The organism is Cellulomonas fimi ATCC 484 (assembly GCF_000212695.1).
In the GTDB taxonomy this organism is placed as follows: Bacteria; Actinomycetota; Actinomycetes; order Actinomycetales; family Cellulomonadaceae; genus Cellulomonas; species Cellulomonas fimi.
Window position 1 is genome coordinate 2,096,586 of the sequence record NC_015514.1, and the last position, 23,292, is coordinate 2,119,877.

At 76.0% G+C, this 23,292-nt stretch carries 19 protein-coding genes and 1 tRNA gene; 7 read left to right on the top strand and 13 right to left on the bottom strand.

Annotated elements, in window-relative coordinates:
* From CELF_RS09580 to tehA, 5 genes are all read right to left on the bottom strand, one after another.
* Complete coding sequence (locus tag CELF_RS09580; protein WP_013771051.1) at nucleotides 1-2,706, bottom strand: hypothetical protein; 2,706 nt, start codon at nucleotides 2,704-2,706, stop codon at nucleotides 1-3.
* Nucleotides 2,703-5,870 carry a hypothetical protein gene (locus CELF_RS09585; protein ID WP_013771052.1) on the bottom strand — a complete coding sequence of 1,056 codons (3,168 nt, stop codon included), beginning with the start codon at nucleotides 5,868-5,870 and terminating at the stop codon, nucleotides 2,703-2,705. The genes CELF_RS09580 and CELF_RS09585 overlap by 4 nt, the downstream gene beginning before the upstream one ends.
* On the bottom strand, nucleotides 5,863-6,564 hold the full coding sequence (locus tag CELF_RS09590) for an ABC transporter ATP-binding protein (protein WP_013771053.1): 702 nt from the start codon (nucleotides 6,562-6,564) through the stop codon (nucleotides 5,863-5,865). The genes CELF_RS09585 and CELF_RS09590 overlap by 8 nt, the downstream gene beginning before the upstream one ends.
* Nucleotides 6,561-7,472, bottom strand: coding sequence for an ABC transporter ATP-binding protein (locus CELF_RS09595; RefSeq protein ID WP_013771054.1), 912 nt, complete (start codon nucleotides 7,470-7,472; stop codon nucleotides 6,561-6,563). Before CELF_RS09595 ends, CELF_RS09590 begins: the two co-directional genes overlap by 4 nt.
* 79 nt (nucleotides 7,473-7,551) lie before the next feature.
* Nucleotides 7,552-8,556 (bottom strand): dicarboxylate transporter/tellurite-resistance protein TehA, encoded by a 1,005-nt coding sequence (tehA, locus tag CELF_RS09600; RefSeq protein ID WP_013771055.1) that lies wholly within the window; start codon nucleotides 8,554-8,556, stop codon nucleotides 7,552-7,554.
* 251 nt (nucleotides 8,557-8,807) lie between these two features.
* Here tehA and CELF_RS09605 point away from each other — a divergent pair, with 251 nt between their 5' ends.
* Nucleotides 8,808-12,005 (top strand): hypothetical protein, encoded by a 3,198-nt coding sequence (locus CELF_RS09605; RefSeq protein WP_013771056.1) that lies wholly within the window; start codon nucleotides 8,808-8,810, stop codon nucleotides 12,003-12,005.
* A 114-nt stretch (nucleotides 12,006-12,119) separates the two neighbouring features.
* On the opposite strand, the gene CELF_RS09610 is transcribed toward CELF_RS09605, so the two are convergent.
* Both CELF_RS09610 and CELF_RS09615 read right to left on the bottom strand, forming a co-directional pair.
* Nucleotides 12,120-12,193 (bottom strand) — tRNA-Pro (locus CELF_RS09610).
* Nucleotides 12,194-12,300: 107 nt separating this feature from the next.
* A complete protein-coding gene (locus CELF_RS09615; RefSeq protein ID WP_013771057.1) occupies nucleotides 12,301-12,636 on the bottom strand; it encodes a YciI family protein in 336 nt (111 codons plus the stop codon).
* Between the two features lie 173 nt (nucleotides 12,637-12,809).
* Here CELF_RS09615 and CELF_RS09620 point away from each other — a divergent pair, with 173 nt between their 5' ends.
* Nucleotides 12,810-13,193 (top strand): VOC family protein, encoded by a 384-nt coding sequence (locus CELF_RS09620; protein WP_232014216.1) that lies wholly within the window; start codon nucleotides 12,810-12,812, stop codon nucleotides 13,191-13,193.
* A 3-nt stretch (nucleotides 13,194-13,196) separates the two neighbouring features.
* Here CELF_RS09620 and CELF_RS09625 read toward each other — a convergent pair whose 3' ends face one another.
* A complete protein-coding gene (locus CELF_RS09625; RefSeq protein ID WP_013771059.1) occupies nucleotides 13,197-13,694 on the bottom strand; it encodes a COG4315 family predicted lipoprotein in 498 nt (165 codons plus the stop codon).
* Between the two features lie 154 nt (nucleotides 13,695-13,848).
* On the opposite strand from CELF_RS09625, the gene CELF_RS09630 reads away from it, so the two are divergent.
* Nucleotides 13,849-14,355 carry a sigma-70 family RNA polymerase sigma factor gene (locus CELF_RS09630; protein ID WP_013771060.1) on the top strand — a complete coding sequence of 169 codons (507 nt, stop codon included), beginning with the start codon at nucleotides 13,849-13,851 and terminating at the stop codon, nucleotides 14,353-14,355.
* On the top strand, nucleotides 14,352-15,116 hold the full coding sequence (locus tag CELF_RS09635; protein ID WP_013771061.1) for an anti-sigma factor family protein: 765 nt from the start codon (nucleotides 14,352-14,354) through the stop codon (nucleotides 15,114-15,116). Before CELF_RS09630 ends, CELF_RS09635 begins: the two co-directional genes overlap by 4 nt.
* Before the next feature lie 73 nt (nucleotides 15,117-15,189).
* Here CELF_RS09635 and CELF_RS09640 read toward each other — a convergent pair whose 3' ends face one another.
* Together CELF_RS09640 and CELF_RS09645 are read right to left on the bottom strand one after the other, a co-directional pair.
* Nucleotides 15,190-15,768, bottom strand: coding sequence for a YbaK/EbsC family protein (locus tag CELF_RS09640; protein ID WP_013771062.1), 579 nt, complete (start codon nucleotides 15,766-15,768; stop codon nucleotides 15,190-15,192).
* Nucleotides 15,765-16,742 (bottom strand): pirin family protein, encoded by a 978-nt coding sequence (locus CELF_RS09645; protein ID WP_013771063.1) that lies wholly within the window; start codon nucleotides 16,740-16,742, stop codon nucleotides 15,765-15,767. The genes CELF_RS09640 and CELF_RS09645 overlap by 4 nt, the downstream gene beginning before the upstream one ends.
* A gap of 89 nt (nucleotides 16,743-16,831) precedes the next feature.
* On the opposite strand from CELF_RS09645, the gene CELF_RS09650 reads away from it, so the two are divergent.
* The 3 genes from CELF_RS09650 to CELF_RS09660 are packed head-to-tail and all read left to right on the top strand — an operon-like array spanning nucleotide 16,832 to nucleotide 18,289.
* Nucleotides 16,832-17,311 (top strand): RNA polymerase sigma factor, encoded by a 480-nt coding sequence (locus CELF_RS09650; RefSeq protein WP_041553424.1) that lies wholly within the window; start codon nucleotides 16,832-16,834, stop codon nucleotides 17,309-17,311.
* Nucleotides 17,311-17,913: a methylated-DNA--[protein]-cysteine S-methyltransferase gene (locus tag CELF_RS09655; protein ID WP_013771065.1), complete on the top strand. Its 603-nt coding sequence runs from the start codon at nucleotides 17,311-17,313 to the stop codon at nucleotides 17,911-17,913. Before CELF_RS09650 ends, CELF_RS09655 begins: the two co-directional genes overlap by 1 nt.
* Before the next feature lie 10 nt (nucleotides 17,914-17,923).
* Nucleotides 17,924-18,289, top strand: coding sequence for a DUF2277 domain-containing protein (locus tag CELF_RS09660; protein ID WP_013771066.1), 366 nt, complete (start codon nucleotides 17,924-17,926; stop codon nucleotides 18,287-18,289).
* A gap of 64 nt (nucleotides 18,290-18,353) precedes the next feature.
* Here the strand turns inward: CELF_RS09660 and CELF_RS09665 are convergent, their stop codons facing one another.
* The 3 genes from CELF_RS09665 to CELF_RS09675 form a co-directional block, all read right to left on the bottom strand.
* Nucleotides 18,354-18,650: a hypothetical protein gene (locus CELF_RS09665; protein WP_013771067.1), complete on the bottom strand. Its 297-nt coding sequence runs from the start codon at nucleotides 18,648-18,650 to the stop codon at nucleotides 18,354-18,356.
* Between the two features lie 8 nt (nucleotides 18,651-18,658).
* Nucleotides 18,659-20,176, bottom strand: coding sequence for a malate dehydrogenase (quinone) (gene mqo, locus CELF_RS09670; protein ID WP_049791558.1), 1,518 nt, complete (start codon nucleotides 20,174-20,176; stop codon nucleotides 18,659-18,661).
* A gap of 151 nt (nucleotides 20,177-20,327) precedes the next feature.
* A complete protein-coding gene (locus tag CELF_RS09675; RefSeq protein ID WP_013771069.1) occupies nucleotides 20,328-23,084 on the bottom strand; it encodes a cellulose binding domain-containing protein in 2,757 nt (918 codons plus the stop codon).
* Nucleotides 23,085-23,292: the final 208 nt, after the last annotated feature.

The following is a 23,292-nucleotide window of genomic DNA, read 5'->3' on the forward strand; positions in this document are numbered from 1 at the left end:
TCAGCGGACCCGCAGCACCTGCCCCAGCCGCTCCCGCCGGCGGGCCGAGGACTCGACCACGACGACGACGAGCACCGTCGCCGCGAGCACCCCGAGCGGCAGGAGCACCCACGGCGGCAGCACGACCGCCGGGTCGGCGACCTGCCCCGTGACGAGCCGCAGCGCCAACGGGCCCGCGAGCCCGCCGACGAGCACGCTGCCTACCACCACGCCGCCGGCCGCGGACACCAGCGGCGGCGGCAGCAGCTCGCCGAGACCGACCCGCGCAGCGTCCCGCCCGCGCAGCCCCAGCACGCGCGCGGTCGCGAGCGCCCGGGCGCGGTCGGGCGCCGACGCCGCCGCGTCGAGGACGACCACGGTGGCCGCGAGCGCGGTGCCCGCGACGGCGGCGAGGACGACGAGCGCGAGCAGGCCGCTCGCGAGCGGGTCGGCGCGCCGGTCGGCGAGCCACCGTTCGCGGGACAGGACGTCGGCACCCGCGGTCGCGGCGGCGTCGCGCGCGACGGCCGGGGCGCGCGGACCGACGGCCCAGACGGTGTCGGGCGCGGTGACCGCGGTGGCGGCGTCCGGGGCGCTGCCGGCGGCGGCGGCGACGGCCGTGAGGGTCGCGCGGTCGACCACGACGACCGGTGCGGCGGCCCGGTCGTCGGTCGCCGGTGCGGGCAGGTCCGGAGCCTCACCGACCGGCTGGAGCTCGATCGTGACGTCGGCCCAGCGCAGCGACGGGGTGCTGCCGAGGAGCTCGGCGGGGACGAGCGCGGGCAGCGGCCCGGCACCGGCCCGCGCGGGGTCCGATGCGTCGGCGAGCTCCGCGAGCTGCGCGGGCGACCCGGACGGCGTGCGGGCGAGCAGCGCACCGTACGGCCCGGGGTCGACCGCGAGGACGCGCACGGTGTCGACGCCGCGCACCCCGAACAGCTGGCTGCGGCCCTGGACCCGCCCGACGGCGACGGCATCCACACCCGCGGCGTCCGACAGGGCGTCGGCGACGTCCTGCAGCGAGGCCGAGGGGGAGTCGGTGCGCACCACCACGTCCGCCCCGACGGCGTCCCACGACCCGTCCGTCTGTCCGGCGCGCGCGGTGCCGGCGAGCGCGGCGCACAGCGTGACGAGCGTGCTGAGCACCACGAGCGTGACGAACGGCAGCACGGCGCTCGTCGTGCGGGCGCGGGCCAGGGCGAGCAGCGGCCCCGCCGTGCGGGACCGGCGCGCGGCGTGCAGCGCGGTGCCGAGCAGCGGCGGGACGGCGCGCCACAGCAGCAGCGCGGAGGCGGCGGCGACGAGCGCGGGCGCCGCCGCGAGCAGCAGGTCGGCGGGGCCGGACAGCGTCACGACCCCACGCCGCCGCAGGGCGACCGTCGCCGCGGCGGCGACGACCGCGACCGCAGCCTCGACGGAGACGCGGCGCACCGTGCGGACGCGTCGGGCGAGGCGGCGGTGCTGCCGCTCCGTCGGGGCGCGCCGGGGGTCGGCGCGACGGGCCGTCGCGGTCGCGCACGCGGGCGGTGCCACGAGCGCCACGGCGACCACGGCGAGGACCCAGGGCCACGTCACGGCACCGGGCACGGCGAGGCCGCCGAGGGCCAGGCCGGCGGCCGTCGCCGCGCCCACCACGACCGCGGTCTCCGCTGCCGTGCCGAGGGCGACGCCCGCGAGGGACGTGCCGCGTGCCCGCACCGTGCGCAGGGCCGCAGACCGGCGGCGGGCGAGGAGGTCGGCCGCGACGAGCAGCACGAGGCCGGCCCCGACCGCCAGCCCGGTCAGCACCACGGCGGCCTGCGTCCGGGTGGCGTCCACCCGGCCGCGGGCGTCGGTGAGGAGCAGGTCCAGCCGGGACGCCACGCGCACGTCGGGCCCGGGCACGAGGAGCTGGTCGGGCGACGCCTCGAGCGCCGCGACCTGGCGCAGGACGTCGCCCGAGCGTGCGTGGTCGAGGTGCCCGGCGTCGACCGGCAGCCGGAACGTGCGGGTGACCCCGTCGGGCTCGAGCGCGGCGCGCGCGACGGGCAGCGACTGCGCGGACAGCAGGCCGCCCACCACGGTGGTGCGGGTGCTGGTGCCGTAGGCGCGCGGCTGCAGGATCTCCGGCAGTGCGGTCCACGTCCGGTCGCCGGGGTCGGCCGCCTCGAAGACGCCCGTGACCAGCACGGAGACGACGCCGCCGTCGGCGGTGCGCGCCTCGAGGATGTCACCGGCCTGTGCGCCGAGGGTCTCGGCCACCGCCCGCGACAGACCGACCGGGACGGTGAGGTCCGGACCGGCACCACCGGGCGGACCGCCCTGCACCCAGCGGACCGAGGGCTCCTCGCCCGCCCACAGGTACGCGAGACGCAGGAGCCCGCCGGTCGGCAGTGCGGGCGTGCTGACGCGCAGGTCCGGTCCGGAGGCGGACGCGACGGGCGGTCCGAGGACGGCGCGCAGCGACGGCGGGAGCGTGTCGTCGAGCCGGCGGGCGACGTCGTCGACGCCCGTCGTCGTGTCGCGGGCACCCGCCGTCCGGTCGGACGTGCCCGCGCCGTAGCGGCTCGTGACGACGACGTCCGCGGCCGGGTCGGCGTCCGCGACGGCGGCCCGCACCGCGGCGTCGGCCTGCCGCACGAGCAGGCGCGGCACCGCGTCGGTCAGGCCGACCATGAGGGCGACGACCGCCGCGGTGACGAGCAGGGGCCACAGGTCGGCGCGCGCGCGGCGCCAGGCGGCGCTCACGAGAGCGGGTCCGTCCGCAGACGCGACACCGTCGAGCGCCGCACGGCACGGTCGGCGAGCGGGACGACCACCGCCGCGCAGCCGAGCAGCAGGACGGCCACCACGGCGGTCTCGACCGGCCACGGCCAGAGCGGCACGGCGGCCGGCACGGGCGGAAGCCCGTCGGCGGACACCGCGAGCAAGGGGCCGACCGCCCAGCAGGCGAGGGCGCCGAGCAGCGCACCGAGCAGCACCGGCGCCCCTGTGAGGACGCCCTGCTCGGCGAGCAGCGACGCGCGCACGGACCGGCGCGGCGCGCCCATCCCGTGCAGACGCGCGACGTCCAGCTCCCGGGCGTCGAGCGCCGACGCCGCGTGCAGGGCCGTCCCGGCGAGCGCGAGCACGACGGCCGCGAGCACGAGCAGCGCGGTCGCGGCCCGCTGGGCCGCTCGCGACGGTCCCTCGACCGCCTCGTGCGCGACCACGGTCCGTTCGGTCGCCGGACCGAAGCCGCGCGCCGCCAGGGTCGCGTCGGCGCCGGCCCGCAGCCCCCCGGTCGCCCACCACGCGTCGGTCACGGGTGCGACGTCGCCCTGGCCGAGGGTGGCGCGCGACAGCGTGTCGACGTCGGCGAGCACCGCGGGCGAGCGCGGCTGCGACGGGACGTACGGGACGACGCCGGTGACCGTCGCCGGGACGCGGGTCAGCCCCAGGGTCAGCTGCACGCCGTCGCCGACGGAGATCCCGAGGTCGTCGGAGAGGTCCGCCGACACGAGCACGGGCACCTCCTCGACCGGGTCGAAGCCGAACGCCGCGACGGGACCGTCGCTCCACTGCAGGTCGGGCAGCGCCGCCGTGCCGTCGAGCGTGAGGTGGGCACCGTCGGGCGCGTCGGAGGTGGTCACGCGGTCGAGCGTCGCGGCCACGACGTCGTCACCGGACGGGCGCCCGACGGACCACGCGCCGGGCACCGTGGACGCGCCGTGCAGGACGAGCTCGATGCCGAACCGCAGCGAGCGCTGCCGCTCGGGCTGCGTGACGTCACCATCGGCCGAGAGCTGTGCGTCCACCCCCACCACGCGCGCGTCGGGCGGGACGACGACGTCCTGCGTGAGCGGTGTGCCGTCGAGCGCGATCGTCCCGACGGGCAGCGCCTCCCGCGCGCCGTCGCCGTCCTGCACGACGACGCCGAGCGCGGCCCACACCGGCACACCGTCGTCGACGTGGCCGGTGACGACGACGCGGACGCGCGTCCCGCTGAGCTGCACGCCCCCCGCGGGCGTGGCGGGCGCGAGGCCCGCGGTCGCCTGGTCCCAGCCGCCCGCGGGGGCGCGTCCGCGCAGCAGCCGCGACGCGTCGCGCGTGTCGACCGCGACGAGCTGCACGGGCTCGCCGCTGATCGCCCGCGACCCGAGCACGGTCGGCCGGGAGGTCACCGGACTGACCTGCCCGCCCGTGACGTCGCGCAGGACGGCGCCGGCGCCGAGCGCGTCCGGTGGTGCGGCGAGCGTCACGTCGGCGCCGACCGCGGCCGCCGCCTGGTCCGCCTGCGACTGCGTCCACGTCGCGGCGAAGCCGCTGCCGAAGGCCGCGCAGGCGGTGGCGAGCACGAGCAGGAACGCGGCGGCGCCACCCTGGCGGCGGCGGGCCACGGCCCAGGCCGCCAGGGGCAGGGTCAAGGACCGGGCGGCCCCGGCGCGCGCGTCGAGGCGGCGCGCGACGAGCGCGAGCGGCCGCAGCGCGAGGACCGCGCCCGCGAGCAGGCACACCACGGGCGCGGCGACGAGCACCGGGTCGACGACGCCGCCGGTCGCGACGCGGTGGGCGCGCAGCTGCAGGAACGCGAGCACGGCCAGCGCGAGGAGCAGCAGGTCCGCCCCGGAGCGGGCGACGACCCCCGTGCGGTCCTCGCGTGCGGCCCGTGTCGTCGCGGGGCGCAGCCACGGCAGCACGAGCAGCGACCCGAGGACGACCGTGACCGCGAGGACGCTGCCGACGAGGGGGACGAGCGCGCCGCGGGGCAGCGCGGTCCCGAGCCCGACCGCGTCCGCGAGGACCCGGTACAGCGCGAGCGCGAGCGCCGTCGCCGGGACGGCGCTCAGCACCGCCAGGGCGGACGCCTCGACCGCGGCCTGCGCGACCAGCCGGCCGCGGCCCACCCCGCGGGCGGCGAGCAGCGCCGACTCGGGTCCGCGTCGTCCCGCGACGAGCCGCGCCGCGAGGGTCACCGCGGTGGCCGCGAGCGCGCACCCCAGGAGCGCGACCGCGAGCACCCCGGACGTCGTGACGCGTCCCTGCTCGCGGGCGGCCGCGAGGGTGTCGGCGAAGGGACGGTCGACGACGACGTTCTGCGCCCGGTCCTGCAGCGCCTCGTCGAGGTCGGCGCGCAGCGCGTCGACGAGCGTGCCCGCGCGCACCAGGTCGGTCGGGTCCGCCCGCGCCAGGTCCGGCTGCACCACGACCCGCACGCGACCCACGGGGACGGCGCCCGCCGCGATCTCGCCCGCCGGCACGACGAACGGCCCGTAGGCGGCGACGTGGCCGCGGAAGTCCGGCCCCACGCCGGCGCCGCCGAGCGGGTCCTCCCGCCACGCGGGCGCGGGCACGGGCGTGAACGTCCCGACCACCGTCAGGGCGGTCCCGGGCCCGCCCGCGTCCGCGGCCAGCGACGTCGTGCTGCCGACACCGAGGCCCAGTGCGCGGGCCGCCGCGTCGGGCAGGGCGACCTCGCCGCTCGCGTCGGGCCAGCGGCCGGTCACGACCGTGCCGCGCGCGTCCGGGTCGTCGAGCTCGGCCAGGTAGCCGAGGCGCACGGGGCCCCCGTCGGGCGGCAGGTAGCGCACCACGGACGACGTCCACGTGGTCGTGGTCGTGGGCAGGTCGCCGAACGGCTCGGTGAGCAGCGCCGTGGCGGTGGCGACGGCCGCGGCAGGGTCGTGCGAGGTCGCGGCCACCCGCGGGTCGACGTCGGGGTCGTCCGGGTCCTCGGGGAAGCCCAGCGCGACACCGACCTCGACGTCGGACGCGGGAACGCGGGCCACCGCGAGCTGCAGCGCGCGCTGCGGGGCGGCCGTCGTCAGCAGCACGCACACCCCGACGAGCGAGGACCCGACGACCAGGACGGCGAGCACCGCCGCCAGCACGCCCGTCTGCGCGCGGGCGCGCCGCCAGACGAGCTCACGCACGGGCCGCTGCCTCGACCACGCGACCGTCGACGAGGTGCAGCGCGCGGTCCGCGAGCGCGATCATCACGGGGTCGTGCGTGGAGACGACCGCCGTCATGCCCTCGGCCTCGACGACGCCGCGGATCAGCGCCATGACGGCCAGCCCTGTCTCGCTGTCGAGCTGGCCGGTGGGTTCGTCGGCGACGAGCAGCCGCGGAGAGGACGCGAGGGCGCGGGCGATCGCGACGCGCTGCTGCTGCCCGCCGGACAGCTCGTCGGGGCGTTGCTGCGCGTGCGCGGCGAGGCCGACGAGCTCGAGGAGCATCTCGACACGGCGTTCCCGCACGGCGACCGGCGCCTCGTGCAGCCGCAGCGGGACGCCGACGTTCTCGGCGGCGGTGAGCGCCGGCATGAGCCCGAACGTCTGGAAGACGTAGGCGACCCGGTCCCGTCGCAGCAGGGCCTGGGCGTCGTCGTCGAGCGCGGCGACGTCGACGCCGTCGACGTGGACGCTGCCCTCGTCGGGCCGGTCGAGCCCGCCGACGAGGTTGAGCAGCGTCGTCTTGCCCGAGCCGGAGCGGCCGACGAGCGCCACCAGCTCGCCCGGCGCCACGTCCAGGTCGACGCCGCGCAGCGCGTGCACCGCGGACCGGCCGCTGCCGAACGTGCGGTGCACGCCGCGGACCTGGACCGCGGCGCCGGGCTCGGGGCTCACCGAGCACCCCCGTCGCGCCAGACCGCGAGGTGGTCCGCTTCCAGGACGAGCCGCACGCGGCTGGTCAGGGCGAGCGCTTCGCGGTACTCGCGCGGCACCTGCAGCCGCCCGGCACGGTCCATGACCGCGTACTCCTCGTGCACGACGTCGCCGTCCGACTCACGGCGCAGCACCTCGCTGCTCGTGCGCCCGTCCCGGATCGCGACGGTGCGCTCGACGAGCGAGCTCACCGCGTGGTCGTGCGTGACCACGACGACGGTCGTGCCGGCCTCCCGGTTCACGGTGCGCAGCGTGTCGAAGACCTCCTGGGTCGTCGTCGTGTCGAGCTCGCCCGTCGGCTCGTCCGCGAGCAGGAGCTGCGGGGAGTTGGCCAGTGCGGTCGCGATCGCGACGCGCTGCTGCTCGCCGCCCGACATCTCGTGCGGCTGCCGGTCCGCGACGTGCCCGACGCCCACGAGGTCGAGGAGCTCCTCGGCGCGGGCGCGTCGCTGCCGGCGGGGGACCGACGCGATCGGCAGCGCGACGTTCTGCCGCGCCGTGAGGTACGGCAGGAGGTTGCGCGAGGTCTGCTGCCAGACGAACCCGACGGTCTGGCGCCGGTAGGTGACCCGCTCGCGCGCGGGCATCGCCATGAGGTCCCACCGCCCGACGCGGACGCGGCCCGCCGTCGGCGCGTCCATCCCGGACAGCACCCCGAGCAGCGTGGACTTGCCCGACCCGCTGGCCCCGACGACGGCGACCATCTCGCCCTCGTGCACGAGCAGGTCGAGCCCCTGCAGCGCCTGCACCTCGACGCTGCCGGACTGGTAGATCCGCACGAGGTTGTCGCACACGACGAGCGCGTCGTGCCCGTACTGCGCCGGGCGTGCGGCGTTGCCGCCCAACGCCTCGAGCGTGCTCTCGGACACCGGTGGCTCCTTCGGTCGCGGTGACGTCCACCGCGCAGACTAGGCGCCGCGGCGCCCGCGCCGGGGGTCGCGCGCCGTGTCAGCGCGACGGCCCCCCGACGGCGACCGCCTGGTCGTTCGGGCCGAGGAGCGGCGCCGGCGGCGGGAGGAGCCGCCCACGGGCGAGGGAGCCGAGCGTGGCGACCACCAGTGCGAGCAGCAGTGCCGTGCCGATCGCGACGGTCGTGACACCGACCACCCCGAGCGCGGTGCCGGGGCGGGCGTGCGCGAGCCGGAGCCCGGTGTTGCACATCGCGGCGAGGCCGAAGGAGAACGCCCACAGCCCGGGCGTGAACCCGCCCGCGAGGACCCAGCGCCACAGCCGCAGCATGAGCACCAGCTGCAGGACGCCGTACCCGAGCAGCGCGAGGGCCACGTGGTCGAACGTCCCACCGTTGACGGACAGGTACGCGTAGCAGGCGACGAACGCGGGCGCGAGCTGCACCCCGACGACGCCGCGGCGCGGAGGCGCCGTCTCGGGCCCCGTCCGCAGGCGGTGGGTGATGGGCGGCTCGAGCGTGAGCCACGAGATCACGCCGGCGCCGAGGAACAGGTGGCCGAGCTCCGCGTGCCCGGCGGAGCCCAGCCCGATCGCGCTGATGAAGTTCGCTCCGACGGTCGGCAGGTAGAGGGCCGGCGTCGTGGCCTCGATCGGCTGCGTGCCGGTCCACAGGGGCGCGTACCGCACCGCTGCGAAGGCGAGCTGACCGACCACGCCGGTCCACAGCAGCACCGCCGCGACACCGGGGACGTACGGGTGGACGCCGACCGAGACCAGCACCGCCCCCGCCGGCACGAGGCTGATGAACGCGAACGTCGCGGGGTCGCGCCACTCGGCGACGACGGCCGCCCGTGCGTCGAGGACGCGGTAGGCGTAGATGAGGGCCAGGAGGACCCACACGGCGCAGCCGGCGAGCACGCCGACCTCGCCGACCCAGTGCGGGACCAGGCCGACGCCCGCGCCGTAGCGCCAGGCGCTCCCGAGGCCGAAGACGCCGAGGACGATGCCGAAGAAGCTCACCGGGACGCGGTGCAGCGTGCGCAAGGGGGTCCCTTTCCTCGGACCGGGTGGGGGCGAGAAGCCCCAGGCTCTCCGTCCGACGGTAGGTCGGGCCCGGACGCGCGGTCCGGGCCGTTCGTCCGGGACGTCAGGCATCGCGTCGAGGGCGAGCCTCACGACACCGGTCCGGCGGGTCTGCCCGCTCGGGCACCACGCGTGCGCGGTCCGGTGCGCGCGCGGCCTGGACGTCGCGGCCGTCGCGCGCCGAGATGGTGCTCGAGGACCCAGGAGGGGGAGTGCCGGTCCACGAGCGCGGCGACCAGGGCGCGAAGCGCGCAGGCGGCGCGGCACCCGCGAAGCGGGCGGCGCGCCGCTCGCGAGCGCCGTCGACGGCGCTGTCGCTGCTGCGGCCCGAGGACGTCCTCGGCCTGCAGCGGGAGGCAGGCAACCGCGCCGTCGCGACGCACGTCCAGCGGGACCTCGACCCCGAGTCGCTCGCCGGCGTGCACGCGCGCGAGCCGATCCCGAAGGGCGGACCCGACATCCGGCCCGCGCTGCAGGCCAGGTACCCGGCCCTGCTCGGCGCCCTGACGGGCGAGCAGCTCGACCGGTGGCAGAAGGTCGTCGACCACTACACGGTCGCGTGGCACGTCGACGCGCGGCTGCGGCGGCTTTGGGACGACTTCGCCTACTACGGGACGGTGCGGGAGCAGCACCCGGACTACCTGAAGGAGCGGCGCCGGCTGCTGCGCGCCGTGCCGTCGAAGCCCGACGAGCGCCTCTCGGTCGACGTGCGGCTGCTGCTCGCCGACGACGTGCGGCAGCCGCCCGAGTGGGACGTCCAGGCGGAGACTGCGTTCCGGCAGTGGGCCGTCGAGCAGATCACGAAGCAGCCGCTCGCCCTGCACCTGCGCCCGACGCCCGGTGAGGCGCTGGGGCAGCACCCGATGCCGGGGATCGTCCACAAGACGAAGGGCTTCGTGACGGCGGCCGACCTGCGCAACGACTACCCGGAGGAGTACGCGAGGCGCGTCTCGGACCGGGAGGAGCTCGCGAAGCTGCGGGAGGCGCTCAAGGAGACGACCGAGGTGTGGCACGAGCTGCAGCCGATGCACGCCGAGCGCAGCGCCGTCAACGCGCGCAGGATCGGGTTCGGGGCGATCCGGCACGTCTCCGAGGCGCTCGGGGAGGGCAGCCAGGCGTACCCGTCGCTGCGCATCTGGGACCAGCCGCGTCAGCTCATCGAGCAGGCGTGGCCGCTGCTGCGCGAGCGCAGGTACGAGCTCGTCGTGCCGCTCATCGCCATGGCCGAGCAGTCGACCGCCGCCGCGGCTACGCGGTTCTCGGCGTACGAGAACCGCGTCATGACAGGCGCGGGCACCGCGGTGAAGTGGCTCAACCGGCTCAAGACGACCGGGACGATCGCCGCGGGGATCGCCTCCGGCGGGCTCGGCCTGACGGGGTCGGCCCTCGTCGCCGGCGGCTACACGCTCACGCAGGAGGGCCTGGGCCGGGCCGCGGAGATGCACTACGGCCAGCGCACGAACCTCGGGCTCGCGAGCCTCGTGCAGGCCGCAGGCGTGAGCGCCGTCATGACCTACCTCGGCGGAGCGCTGCAGGCCCGGTTCCAGGTCGCGATCAAGGCGCGCATCGACCGGATCCCCGACCTCGCGGGCACGAAGCTCGCCCAGCTCACCGCGAGCGCGATGGCGGCCGGCACCTCGTCGGTCTACATGACGGCGACCGAGACCGCGCTGAAGGCCGTCGTCGAGGGCAAGGCCCTGCCGAAGAACGCGAGCGAACTCGCCGACCTCGTCGTCGACGGCGTCGTCGAGAACGTCGCCCTGGACCTCGGCCTGGCCCGCGTGAACAGCCGGGTCGCGAAGGAGTACGAGGCCTGGCGGGGCGGTGCGCGCGGGCCCGCGGTCACTGTGCCCGAGGCGACCGGCCGGGGCGTCGCGCACGCCACGCCCGAGGTCGACGTCCCGGGCACGGCCGGCACCGGGAGAGGGAAGGTCCCGGCCGGCAGGCTCTCCGACGTCGCCGTCCGCTCGCTCCTGAGCGAGGCCGGCGGGTGGCAGCGGCTCCACGCCGAGCTGCGGGGCGGGACGGGCCTCGGTGCGACGCTGCCGCTCGCGGAACGGCAGGCGCTCGTCGCGCGGTTCGAGGCGCACCGCGAGGGCCTCGCGCGCAACGCGGGCACGCTGTTCGACGGCACGGTCCTCATCACCGAGACCGGTGCCGGTCGCCAGGTCGAGGTGCACTTCGCGGGGGACGACGCCGCGCAGCACGTGCAGGACGCGACCGGGTATCTCGACGCGAAGTCGCCCGGGTGGGCGAGGCAGACCGACGTGCGGCTCCTGGCCGACCCGGCGTCGACCACGTCGCCCATGGCCACGACGGGCGGCCCGGGCGCCCAGGGCGCCGCCCAGATCGTCGAGCACCTCAGTCCGGAGGCGCGGGCGCTCGCCGCGGAGTTCGTCGCCGTCTACGACCGCTACCTCACGATGGATCCCTATGCGCGGTTCGACGTCCTGCTCGAGGTCGCGAACCGGCAGCTCGTGGCGGCGGGTGCGCCGCCCCTCGTCCCGAGCCACATCCACAACCCGAGGCCCGAGCAGTACGGCCGGCAGCCCGCCAGGGAGTGGGAGCTGCAGATCAACCTCCACCTGGTCTCGCAGAAGCGCCCGACGCCCCGGGAGTTCGCGGCCGCGTGCGACACGATCGCGCACGAGACGCGGCACGCGCTCCAGTGGTTCCGCATGGCCCGCCTGCGCATCGCGCGCACGATGCCGGGAGCGACGTACGCCCAGGTGCGGGGCGCCGCCCAGTGGGACCCCGTGCTCAGCCGGTTCGACCCGCAGACCGTGAAGGCCGCGTGGGAGGCCCAGACCGGCAGCCGGGCAGCGGAGTCGTTCACGGCGGGGGAGCTGCACCATCAGGAGGCGGCAGCCTTCTACGACAGCGTGTTCGGCACGAACCGGGCGCATCGCGAGGACGCCTACACGATGCTCGACACGAGCGTGAAGGAGCTCGACGTCGCGCTGCGGACCCTGCAGTCCATCGAGGGACTTCGTCCGCCGGAGAACGACCCCCTGCTGGTCAAGGCACGGGAACGCTACCGGAAGGCCGTGGCGGCGCAGAGCAAGGCGCACGACGACTACGAGCTGCTCATCGAGGAGATCGACGCCCGCACGCACGGTCAGGGCGTCGCCGCCGCCGTGCTCCTCGATGCCCGCATGCTGCCGCACCTGCGCGAGGCGGCGCGCACCGCCTACCGCGCCTTCCAGGACGCCGACCGCGCGACCCTCAACGTCTCCCGAGTGGGACGGGGCACCCGAGCGGACGCGCGGGCGAGGGCGTTCCGTCGCTACGAGGAGGCCGTGGAGGCGCTGCACCGGCTCGAGAAGCGCCTCGCGGCGACCGCGGCCGCGGCTGCGCGTGCCGGCGGTCACGGAGGTTCCGGCGGGACGTCCGGGGGCGAGCCACGGTGACCGTCGGCGTGGCCTGGCGCCGACGGAGAGCCGAAGACGCGGATGACGACGGGACGGAGGACGTCGAGAGACTCGTCAGGCCTGGTGAGACGGTGTCTCACCAGGCCTGATCTGTCGGGCTGACAGGATTTGAACCTGCGACCCCTTGACCCCCAGTCAAGTGCGCTACCAAGCTGCGCCACAGCCCGATGGCCCCCGCAGGGGCCTCGGAAACTCTACCGCACCCGACCGGCCTGCTCGTGCAGCCGGGGGCGTCGGGCGGGCCCGCGGGGAGCGGGGGCCGAGGGGCGGGCGCTCAGTCCTCCTCGTCGAACGGCCAGAACGGCCGGACCTCGACCCGTCCGAACCGCGCCATCGGGTGCCGCGAGGCGACCTCGACGGCCTGCTCGAGGGTGTCGCACTCGATGACGTCGTACCCGGCGACGTGCTCCTGGGTCTCGGCGAACGGCCCCTCGGTGGTGAGGGTCCGGCCGGCGCGCACCCGCACGGTCACGGCGTCGGACACGGGGCGCAGCCGGTCGCCGTGCAGCCGCACGCCCTCCGTCTCGCGCACCCACTGCTCGATGTGGTCCTCCTCGCGGGAGTACGGCTCGGCCTCGGGGTCGGTGCAGATGAACAGCATGTAGCGCATGGACTCGTCTCCGTCTCGGGTGCCGGGGCGGGTGCCCGGGTCGACCGCATGACGTGCGGCGCCGGCCCGGATCGACACCTGCACGTCCGTGCAGGGCGATTGACCCTGTCACGGCGTCGTCCTAGCGTCGAGCGGCCGGCCAGCCGACGGTCGTCTGGCCCGCGCTGGAGGCCATGATGCTCTCCGACTTCGACGCCATCCCCGTCCTCGCGGTCACGGACCTGCAGCGGGCGCGTGACTGGTACGAGGGGACGCTGGGTTTCACGAGCCAGGGGGACGCCGTCGAAGGCGTGATGTACAGCACGAGGACGGGCGGGTTCCTCGTCTACCCGTCGGGGTTCGCGGGCACGAACCAGGCGACCGCGATCTCGTTCCAGGTCCCGGCGGACCGCTTCGACGCCGAGGTCGCCGACCTGCGCGACCGCGGCGTCGAGCTGCAGACCTTCGACGTCCCGGAAGGCACCTGGCAGGACGGGGTGCTCGTCTCCGGGGACATGAAGGCCGCGTGGTTCGCAGACCCGGACGGCAACATCCTCAACGTCGAGACCGGGATGTGAGCGTCACGGGCCGACCTGCGAGCCGTCGGGAGCCACGGCGTACCAGACGTCGTTGACGCCCTGACCGTTGACGTCGCCCGCCGCGGCGTCCTGCGCGAACAGGTAGACGGGCCGCCCGTCGACTGTGACCTGGTGCTCGCCGTCGGGCGTCTCGATGGTGCCCACGTCACCGGTGACGCCCTCGACGACCGGCTCCTCGGACTCCGCGAGGACCGGCGGCCAGGCCATGAGGCAGTCGCCGGTGCACGCGCTCGTCCCCGAACCCGGCTCGTCCTGGAGGAAGTAGTAGACGGTCATGCCCTCGCCGTCGACGACGACCTCGCCGAGCGAGGTCTCGGCGGTCATGAGCTCGGCCGCGCCCGCGGAGGTCTCCTCGGCGGGCGCGGACGGCTCGGCCATGCCGGCGTCGTCGTCCGAGCCGCCGTCGTCCGCACCCGAGCAGCCGACCAGCGTGGCGGTCGCGACGAGGCCGAGGGTGGTGAGCAGGATGGAGCGTCGCACGGTGGTCCCCTTCCGTCGGTGGGGCCGGCCCGGCGCCGGGTGGCACCGTCGCCGCCCCCACCCGGAACCACGGTCGGCGGGCCGCGGGGGTTCACGGTGAACCGCCGGGGCACCTGCCTCGTTGGGTGGGCAGACGAGAGGGAGGTGGTCGGGCGTGGACGGGGACGCCGACGCGCTGCTGCAGGCGCTGCACACGTCGTACGCGCGCCCGCTGCACCACTACGTCGTGCGCCTGACCGGCGACCACGAGCTCGCGCAGGACGTCGTCCAGGAGACGATGGTCCGCGCCTGGCGGCACCCGGAGGTGCTGGAGCGCGACGAGGACGCGGCCCGCGCGTGGCTGTACACCGTCGCCCGCAACCTGGTCATCGACGACCGGCGCAGCGCGCGGCGCGCGCGCGAGCACGTGACGGACCGCACGCCCGAGCGCGCGGGACCGGACGGGACCCAGGCCGTCCTCGACGCGTGGCTCGTCGGCGACGCGCTCGCGCAGCTGTCCGCGGAGCACCGCGCGGTCGTCGTCGGCGCCTACTACGGGGGTCGATCCGTCGCGGAGCTCGCCCAGGAGCACCAGATCCCGCAGGGCACCGTGAAGTCACGGCTGCACTACGGGTTGCGCGCGCTGCGGCTCGCGCTGCAGGAGAGGGGTGTGACGTCATGACCGGCCAGGAGCCCGTCGAGCGGCCGGACGGACCCGGCGAGGACCCGTTCCGCGAGTGGGACGCCGCGTACGTGCTGGGCGCGCTCGGCCCGACCGACCGCCGCCTCTTCGAGGAGCACCTCGCGGGCTGCGACGCGTGCCGCGGGCGGGTCGGCGAGCTGGCCGGCCTGCCGGGGGTGCTGCGGGCGCTGCCCGCCGACCAGGCCGTCGCGCTCGTCGCCGGTCCCGGGCCCGGTCCCGGCGGCGCGTCGGGTGCTGCGCCCGCGGCCGACGCGGACGTCGCTCCCGTGGTCGAGCTCGGCGTCGTCGCCCGCCGGGCCCGGGCAGCGCGCGGGCGCCGCCGGGTCGCGCTCGTCGCGTCCGCCGCCGCGGTCGCCCTGGCCGCGGGTGCCGGCGGGGCATGGGTGGGCCGCTCGTCGGCCCCGCAGCCCGTCGCGTCCGACGTCGCGCGCCTCGAGCTGCGCCCCGTCGGCGAGGTCGACGTCGTCGCGCAGCTCACCCTGGAGCCGAAGGGCTGGGGCACACGCCTCGACTGGTCGTGCGAGTACCCGTCGGGCGGCCCCTACGACGGCCCCGCGCCGGTGTACGAGCTCGTGCTCGTGCAGGAGGACGGGACGTCGACCGTCGCCGCCACGTGGTCGGCCACGGCCGGCCACGCACGGGACCTCGGGGCGTCGTCCAGCGTGCCGGCCGACGACATCGCGCGCGTCGAGATCCGCCTCGAGGGAGCGCGGGACGCGCTCGCGTCCGCCCTGACCTGACGCGCGGGCGCCGTGTCGGTGCCCGACCGTCCGCGGGCGCGGCCGGCTCGGCCCGGCTCGGGCCCGACCTGTCTCAGCCCGCGGGCACCTCGTCGTCCGCGACGACGAGCGGCGTGCCGCCGGTGACCTGCACGAGCTCCTCGAACGTCGTCGGGAAGACGGCGTGGGGCGTGCCCGCCGCGGCCCACACCCGCACGTGCTCCGCGAGCGCGACGTCGACGACGGTCGTCAGCGGCGCCGGGTGCCCGACGGGCGCGACCCCGCCGATGGCCTGCCCGGTCGCGGCGCGGACCTGCTCGGGGGTGGCCCGGCCGATCCGCTCGCGTCCGAGCCGGCGCGCGAGCCCCACGGTGTCGACCCGGTGCCGCCCGCTGGTGAGCACGAGCAGCGGCTCGCCGTCGGCGACGAACACGAGGCTGTTGGCGATCGCCCCGACGGGGCAGCCCAGCGCGGACGCGGCCTCGGCGGCCGTGCGCGCGGAGTCCGGGAGGACGACGACCTGCCCGTCGACGCCGGCGGCGCGCAGGGCGTCCGCGACCCGGTGTGCCGACGGCGGCAGCGGTCCCGTCGGTCCCGCCGGTCGCGCGACGGGCGCGGGAGCGGCGGGCGTCGCGGGCGGTGCGGGGTCCGGGGTGGTCGGTGCGTCGGTCATGGCGCCTCCGGGCGGGGACGGGTGCGGCGGCGCGGCTGCAGCCGCACGTTCGGCAGGGCGGGTGCGGGGATCCGGGCGGTGCCGTGGCCGGCGACGACCCCGAACCGTTCGGCGGCGTCCGGCGACTCCCACGCGGCGCGCGCGTGCGCGATCTCGGCGTGCGTGCGGCCGACGAAGTTCCACCACATGACGAGGTCGTGCTCGAAGGGCACACCGCCGAGCAGCAGCAGGCGCGCGTCGTCGTCGGCGTGCACGTGCAGCTCGTCGCGGCCGTCGCCGAGGTAGAGCAGCGGACCCGGCTCGACCCGGACGCCGGCGACGGTCGCCGCGCCGCGCAGCACCAGGACGGCGTGCTCGAACCCGCGCTCCAGCGGCAGCACGACGTCGCGGCCGCGGTCCACCGTCACGTCGGCGCCGAGCAGCGGCGTGTGGACGACGGCGGGCGAGGTCGCCCCGTCCATCGCGCCGACGAAGACGGTCGCGCGCCCGCCGGGCGCCTCCCACCGGGGCGGCTCGGAGACCTGCTGGAACGCCGGCGCGGCGTCGGCGACGGCGTCGGGCAGGGCGACCCAGAGCTGGACCCCGTGCAGCGGCGCGGCGTCGCCGAGCGTGAACTCGGAGTGCGAGACGCCGTGCCCGGCGGTCATGAGGTTGAGCTGCCCGGGCCGCACGACGACCTCCGAGCCGACGGAGTCGCGGTGCAGGATGTCGCCGACGAGCGGCCACGTCACGGTCTGCAGCGCGGTGTGCGGATGCGGCAGGACCCGCATGTCGACGTCCTGCGGCCCCATCTCGTCGAGGAAGCACCACGCGCCCACGAGCGGCAGGTCGCGCTGCGGCAGCGTGCGGCGCACCTGCATGGCCCGCACGCCGCCGAGGGGGACGTCGCGCGCGGCGTGCAGGGTCGCGACGGGTCCGCGGGCCGCCAGCAGGGCGCAGACCTCCTCCTCGGGGCGGGCGTCGAGGTTCGTCATGCGCCCACTGTGCCGGACGACCGCGCCGGAAGGCGCACGCAGGGGCGACCTCACGGACACGGCGGCTCGCGCGTCTGCACACTGTGGGCGTGAAGCAACCGTTCGAGCGGGTCGTGACGACGCACGGCAGGACCGTGCTGCGGGTGTGCCGCGCCGTGCTCGGGCCGGTCGACGCGGACGACGCGTGGTCGGAGACGTTCCTCGCGGCGCTGCGCGCGTACCCGGACCTGCCGGCGGACGCGAACGTCGAGGCGTGGCTCGTGACCATCGCGCGGCGCAAGGCGCTCGACGTCGTGCGCCGCGCGGGCCGGCACGCGGTCCCGGTCGCGGACGTCCCGGACGCCGCGGTCCCGCCGGGGGGCCTGGACCTGGACCTGTGGGCGGCGCTCGGTGCGCTGCCGGACAAGCAGCGCCGTGCGGTGGCGTACCACCACCTCGGCGGGCTGCCGTACGACGACGTCGCCGCGCTGCTGGGCGGCACGGCCGCGGCCGCACGACGGGCGGCCGCCGACGGCGTGGCGACGCTGCGCCGGACGTACCCGCGCTTCGCGGAGGAGGGGAGCTCGTGATGGACGAGGTCGGGACGGTCGCGCTGCGCGACGACGACGAGCTGCGCCGGCTGCACGGACGGCTCGTGGAGCGTGCGGCGGCGGACGGGCTGCTGGACGTCGCGTACCGCACGGTCGACAGCCCGGTGGGTCCGCTGCTGCTGGCCCGGACGCCCGCGGGGGTGGTGCGCGTCGCGTTCGCCGTGCAGGGGCACGACGCCGCGCTGCAGGAGCTGTCCGACCGTGTCAGCCCGCGCGTGCTGGAGGCGCCGTCGGCGCTCGACGACGTGGCCCGTGAGCTCGACGAGTACTTCGCGGGGACGCGCCGCACGTTCGACGTGCCGGTGGACCTGCGGCTGCTCGACGGGTTCCGCCGCTCGGTCGTCGAGCACCTGCGCGACGTCGCGTACGGGCGCACGGCCAGCTACGCGCAGATGGCGGCGGCCGCCGGCAGCCCGCGGGCGGTCCGGGCGGTCGGCACGGCGTGCGCGCTCAACCCGGTGCCGCTCGTCCTGCCGTGCCACCGCGTCGTGCGGTCCGACGGCTCCCCGGGCCAGTACGCGGGCGGCGCGTCGGCGAAGCGCACGCTGCTCGCCCTCGAAGCGGGGGCGATCGGCGCGTAGCGTCGGCGGCATGTGCCGGAACATCACGACCCTGCGCGGGCTCGAGCCGCCCGCGACGAGCGAGGAGATCGAGGCGGCCGCGCGCCAGTACGTGCGCAAGGTGACGGGCGTGCAGCAGCTGAGCGACGCGACGCGCGAGGCGTTCGAGGCGGCGGTCGCGGAGATCGCCGCCGTGACGACGCGCCTGCTCGACGAGCTGCCCGCCCGGCGTCAGGCGCCGACGACCGTGCCGCCGCTGCGTCGCCCCGAGGTGCAGGCGCGGATCGCGGAACGCGTGCGGGCCCGGGAGGAGCACGAGCGCGCGCACGAGCTGGGGCTGCCGCACACGCACGACGAGGACGACGCCGAGGACGAGGTCCACGCCGCGGCCCGCTGACCCGCGCAGGTGCCGGCCCGCGTCACGGCGTCGGCCGTCCGGGTGCTCCGGCGGCGCGGCGACCTCAGCGCGCGGCGTCCTGCGGCGCGACGTCCCACGTCACGAGGCGCGGGATCCCGGGCGGCGCGACCGCGGCGAGGGCGAGGAACCGTGCCTCGGCCCGGTGCAGCCGGATGTGCTCGTCGAGCGTCCAGGTCGGGCCGTTCGTGAGCTCCATGCCGCACGCGCACGCGATGGTCACGCGCCCGTCGCCCGTCGTGGTGACGAGGCCGACGGTGGTGTGGTCGGTCGCGGCACGCACCTTGGCGTACCGCATCTCCGCGCTCACCGGCACGACCGGGGGAGCGTCGTGGACGGTCATGGCGTTCCTCAGTGGTCGGTGGCGACCCGCTCGTCGACGAGCTGGTCGAGCTCGAACGACTCGTCCCACTGGGCGCCGCCGAGCGACGGCATCATCTCACGCAGCTGCGGACGCCAGCCGTCGACGCGCTCCGGGAAGCAGCGCTCGAGCAGGTCGAGCATCGTCGCGACCGCGGTCGACGCACCGGGGGAGGCGCCGAGCAGGCCGGCGATGCTGCCGTCGGCGGACGTGACGAGCTCGGTGCCGAACTCGAGCACGCCGCCCTTGGCCTTGTCCCGCTTGATGACCTGCACGCGCTGGCCCGCGGTGATGAGCTCCCAGTCCTTGGGGTGGGCCGTGGGCATGAACGCGCGCAGCGTGCGCAGGCGGTCGACCTCGGTCGCGGTGACCTCGCCGATGAGGTACTTGAGCAGGTCGAGGTTGCGCAGGCCGACGGCGAGCATCGGGACGAGGTTGCCCGGCCGGATCGACTTCACGAGGTCGAGCCACGAGCCGTGCTTGAGGAACTTCATGCTCCAGCCCGCGTAGGGGCCGAACAGCAGGGCGGTGCCGCCGTCGACGACGCGCGTGTCGAGGTGCGGGACGGACATGGGCGGGGCACCGATGTCGGCCTTGCCGTACACCTTGGCCTGGTGCCGGGCGACGATCTCCGGGTTGGTCGTGCGCAGGAACTGCCCGCTGATCGGGAAGCCCGCGAAGCCCTTGGCCTCGGGGATGCCCGACTTCTGCAGCAGGGGCAGCGCGCCGCCGCCGGCGCCGATGAACACGAACCGGGCGCGCACGCGCCGGGCCTTGCGGACGCCGTTCCAGCGGCGGTCCTTGATGCGCAGCGTCCAGGCGCCGTCGCGGCCCTGGCGCAGGCGCGTGACCTCGCTCTCGACGTGCAGTCGCGCGCCGTTGCGCTGGGCGTCGTCGAGCATCGAGCGCGTGAGGGCGCCGAAGTCCACGTCGGTGCCGGAGGCGGCACGCGTCGCGGCGACCGGCTCGGCGGGGTCGCGGTCCTCGACGAGGAGCGGCGCCCACCCGGCGATCGTCGCGGGGTCGGTGCTGAACTCGAGGTCGGAGAAGAGGGGGTGCGCGCGCAGCGTCTCCCACCGGCGGCGCAGGTACTCGACGTTGGCCTCGCCGCGCACGAACGTCATGTGCGGGGTGGTCGACAGGAAGCCGGTCCCGCCGGGCAGCCGGCCGTTCGTCGCGAGGTGGTTCCACAGCTCGCGCGAGAGCTCGAACTGCTCGTTGATCGTGACGGCCTTGGTGATGTCGACGGTGCCGTCGGGCCGCTGCGGCGTGTAGTTGAGCTCGCAGAGGGCGGCGTGGCCCGTGCCCGCGTTGTTCCACGCGTTCGAGCTCTCCTGCGCGACGGCGTCGCGCCGCTCGTGGATCTCGACCGTCCAGGACGGCTCGAGGCTCGTGATGAGTGCCGCCAGGGTGGCGCTCATGATCCCGCCCCCGACGAGGACGACGTCGACTGTCTCTTCGCGCTGCGCCACGATCACCGATCGTATGTCGACGTCGAGAATCTTCATCACGAGCAACATGTGACCTTCGACACGTCCCATGAATCCCTCGGGTGGCGGCCTCGCTCCCGTCGGCAGGGCACGCGCGACGGGGGTGGCCGAGCGCCTCAGCGGCACCCCGACCACCCCCGAGCGTCCCGCGGGGGGACGGCTCAGCGCGTCATGACACCGTGCATGCGGTGCCGTTCAGCGTGAACGTGGCCGGGCGCGGGTTGCTCCCGGCGTGCGTGCCGTTGAACCCGAGCTCGACGCTCCCACCGGCCGCGACGGTGCCGTTCCACGGCGCGTTGGTCACGACGACCGACTGGCCCGACTGCGCGAACGTGCCCGACCAGCCGTTGGTCACCTGCTGCGACGACGGGAACGTGAACGCCAGCGTCCAGCCGTTCATGGCCGCGCCGCCCGTGTTCCTCACCGTGACCGACGCGGTGAAGCCCGTGTTCCAGTCGTTCGTCGCGTACCGCACGGCGCACCCCGTCGGCTGGACGGTCGGGGTCACCGTCGGCGTCGGGGTGACGGTCGGCGTGACGGTCGGCGTCGGGGTGACGGTCGGCGTCACCGTCGGCGTCGCCGTCGAGGTCGGGGTCGGCTCGTCGCCCGCGCTCGAACCGACGACGATCCCCCGACCGTTCGTGCCGACGTAGACGCGACCGAACACGTCCGGGTCGCCCGTGATCGCGGCGCCCGTCCAGGCGTACTGGTGCTCGTCGTCGTTGATCCGCACCCACGTCGCGCCGGCGTCCGTCGACCGGAAGAACCCGCGTACGCCGTCGAGCTTCGACGTCGTGTAGATCGCGGGGTAGGACGCGCCGGGTGCCGCCTTGCCGAAGCCCACCGCGCCGCCGTCCTCGAACCCGGCGAGCTTCGTGAACGTCGCGCCGGCGTCGGTCGAGCGCCACAGGCCCGTCTCGCCCGCGAGCCAGACGTGTCCCGCGTGCCCGGGCACCGCAGCGAACCGGGTGTTGCCGGTCGTCGGGAAGCCCGTCGCCGCCGAGGCGGTGAAGGTCGCACCGCCGTCGGTCGAGCGGTAGAACCTGCCGTCGCCGAACGCGTAGAACGTCGCCGCGTCCACGCGGTCCGCCTCGACCCGCGCTCCGGCCGGCACGCCGCTCGACGCCGTCCAGGACGAGCCGAGCGTCGTCGAGCGGTGCACGCCCGTGCCTGCCGGGCTCCAGACGATCGTGCCGCCGTCGGCCGACAACGCGACCGTCCCGCCGCCCGTGACGCCGGCGGGCTGCTGCCCTGCCCACCACGACGAGCCCGAGGAGGTCGTCACGCCGATGTGCGACTCGACGGTCCCGTCGACCGCCTGCCCGACGCGGACCATGGTCGCCGGCTTGGCCTCCGCGAAGTCCACGCCGGTGACGGAGCCGTGGTATGGCTGCGTGTACATCTGCGCGGGGACCTTCGTGATGTCGGTGTGCACGAACCCGCCGACGTCGCCGAGCCCGGAGACGAGCTGCACGGGTCCCGGGGGAGCGGCGAGGTCGAGCACCGCGGTCTCCTCGATGCCCTGCGCCCGGACGCCGATCTTCACCGTGCCGCCGGAGTCCCACGCGGTCAGGTTCGAGCCGCCGTAGACGGTCGCGCCGGTGCCGTAGAGGAACGAGTCGGAGTCGAACGGGTCGATCTCGAACGACTCCGTCATCCAGCCGAGCTTGACGAGCGGCTCACCGGCCGGTGCGGAGGTCTTGCCGAACGTGAGCCACGGGGCGCCCGAGTGGTCGAGGTCGTAGCGCAGGTCGCGGTTCGGGTAACCCGCCCAGTCCCAGATGCGGGTCCACGTCGCGCCGCGGTCGGTGCTGCGGAACACGACGATGTCCGGCCACCAGGAGATCTGCGTGACCACCATGAGCGTGTCCGGGTCCTGCCGGTCGATCGTCAGGCCCGAGTAGCCGAAGTACTGGTCGCTGCTCGACGACGGCACGGGCGAGACGTTCGTCCACGAGCCCGTGGCCACGTCGAGCCGCCACACGTCGCCGTGCCCGCCGTCGTAGGGGCCGCCGGTGTCGCTGGTCGCGATGTAGAGCTGCCTGCCCGTGGCGTCGTAGACGCCCTTGTGCGCGATGTAGCCGGTCGGCTGGCCGGGTACCCGCTGCCACGTCGCCCCCGCGTCCGTGGAGCGGTAGACGGTGTTCTCCTTGTCGGCCACGCCGACGTAGATCGTCCTCGTGGGCGAGCCCTTCGTGCCGCTCGACGGGTCGAACGTGACCCAGACGACGCCCTGGTTGCTCGTGAGGTACTCGTTGGTCGAGGTCGGGTCCTGCGCGTAGTTGCCGGGGTTGGTGAACGAGCTCACCCTGGCCCACGTGACGCCCGAGTCGGTGCTGCGCCACAGGCCGTTGCCGCTCTCGGTGCCGAGGTACAGCACGCGGTTGTCGTTGGGGTCGACCTGCAGCCGCTCGCCCATGCCGCGCCCCGGCATGTTGCCGCCGACCTTGAACGGCAGCATCGTCCTGCTCCACGTCTCGCCGCGGTCGCTCGAGCGCAGGATCGCGCCGTTCTGCGGGTCCCACGAGTTCGTGTAGGTGCCGACGGCGGCGTAGACGTTGTCGGGGTCGACGGGGTCGGTCGCGATGCTCAGCACGCCGCTGTGGCTCCACTCGTCCCACCCGACGTGGTCGAGGAGCGGGACCCAGCGGCGGGTGGCCTGGTCGAGGCGGTAGGCGCCGCCGATGTCGGTCCGGGCGTAGACGAGACCCTTCTCGGACTGGTTGTAGACGATGCCGGGGACGAAGCCGCCTCCGACGATCTCGACGTTGCCCCAGGTGTAGGGGCCGGCCGCGGCCGTGGCGGGTGCGCCGACCGCGACCGCGGTACCGGCGCCGGCCGCGAGCGCGGCGACGAGCACGGCTCCCGCGAGGCGTCGGGACCGCAGCCGGGGGCGGGCCGTGGGGGTGAGGGCAGGGGCACGCATGCGCTGCGCTCCTTCGTGACGACGTCCGGCGCCCGGGCGGGGTCGTCCGGACGGTCCTGAACCCACGGCGCCGGTCCCGCACGGGAGGCCCGTCGTTGGGTGGCGGCACGGTATCGAAGCGCTTCGAAGGATCGAGAGGGGGCGAATCGTTTAGCCGTCGACGTCCGCGCAGGCGAGCGCGGTCGCGTCCCGCGGACCGGCCCGCCGC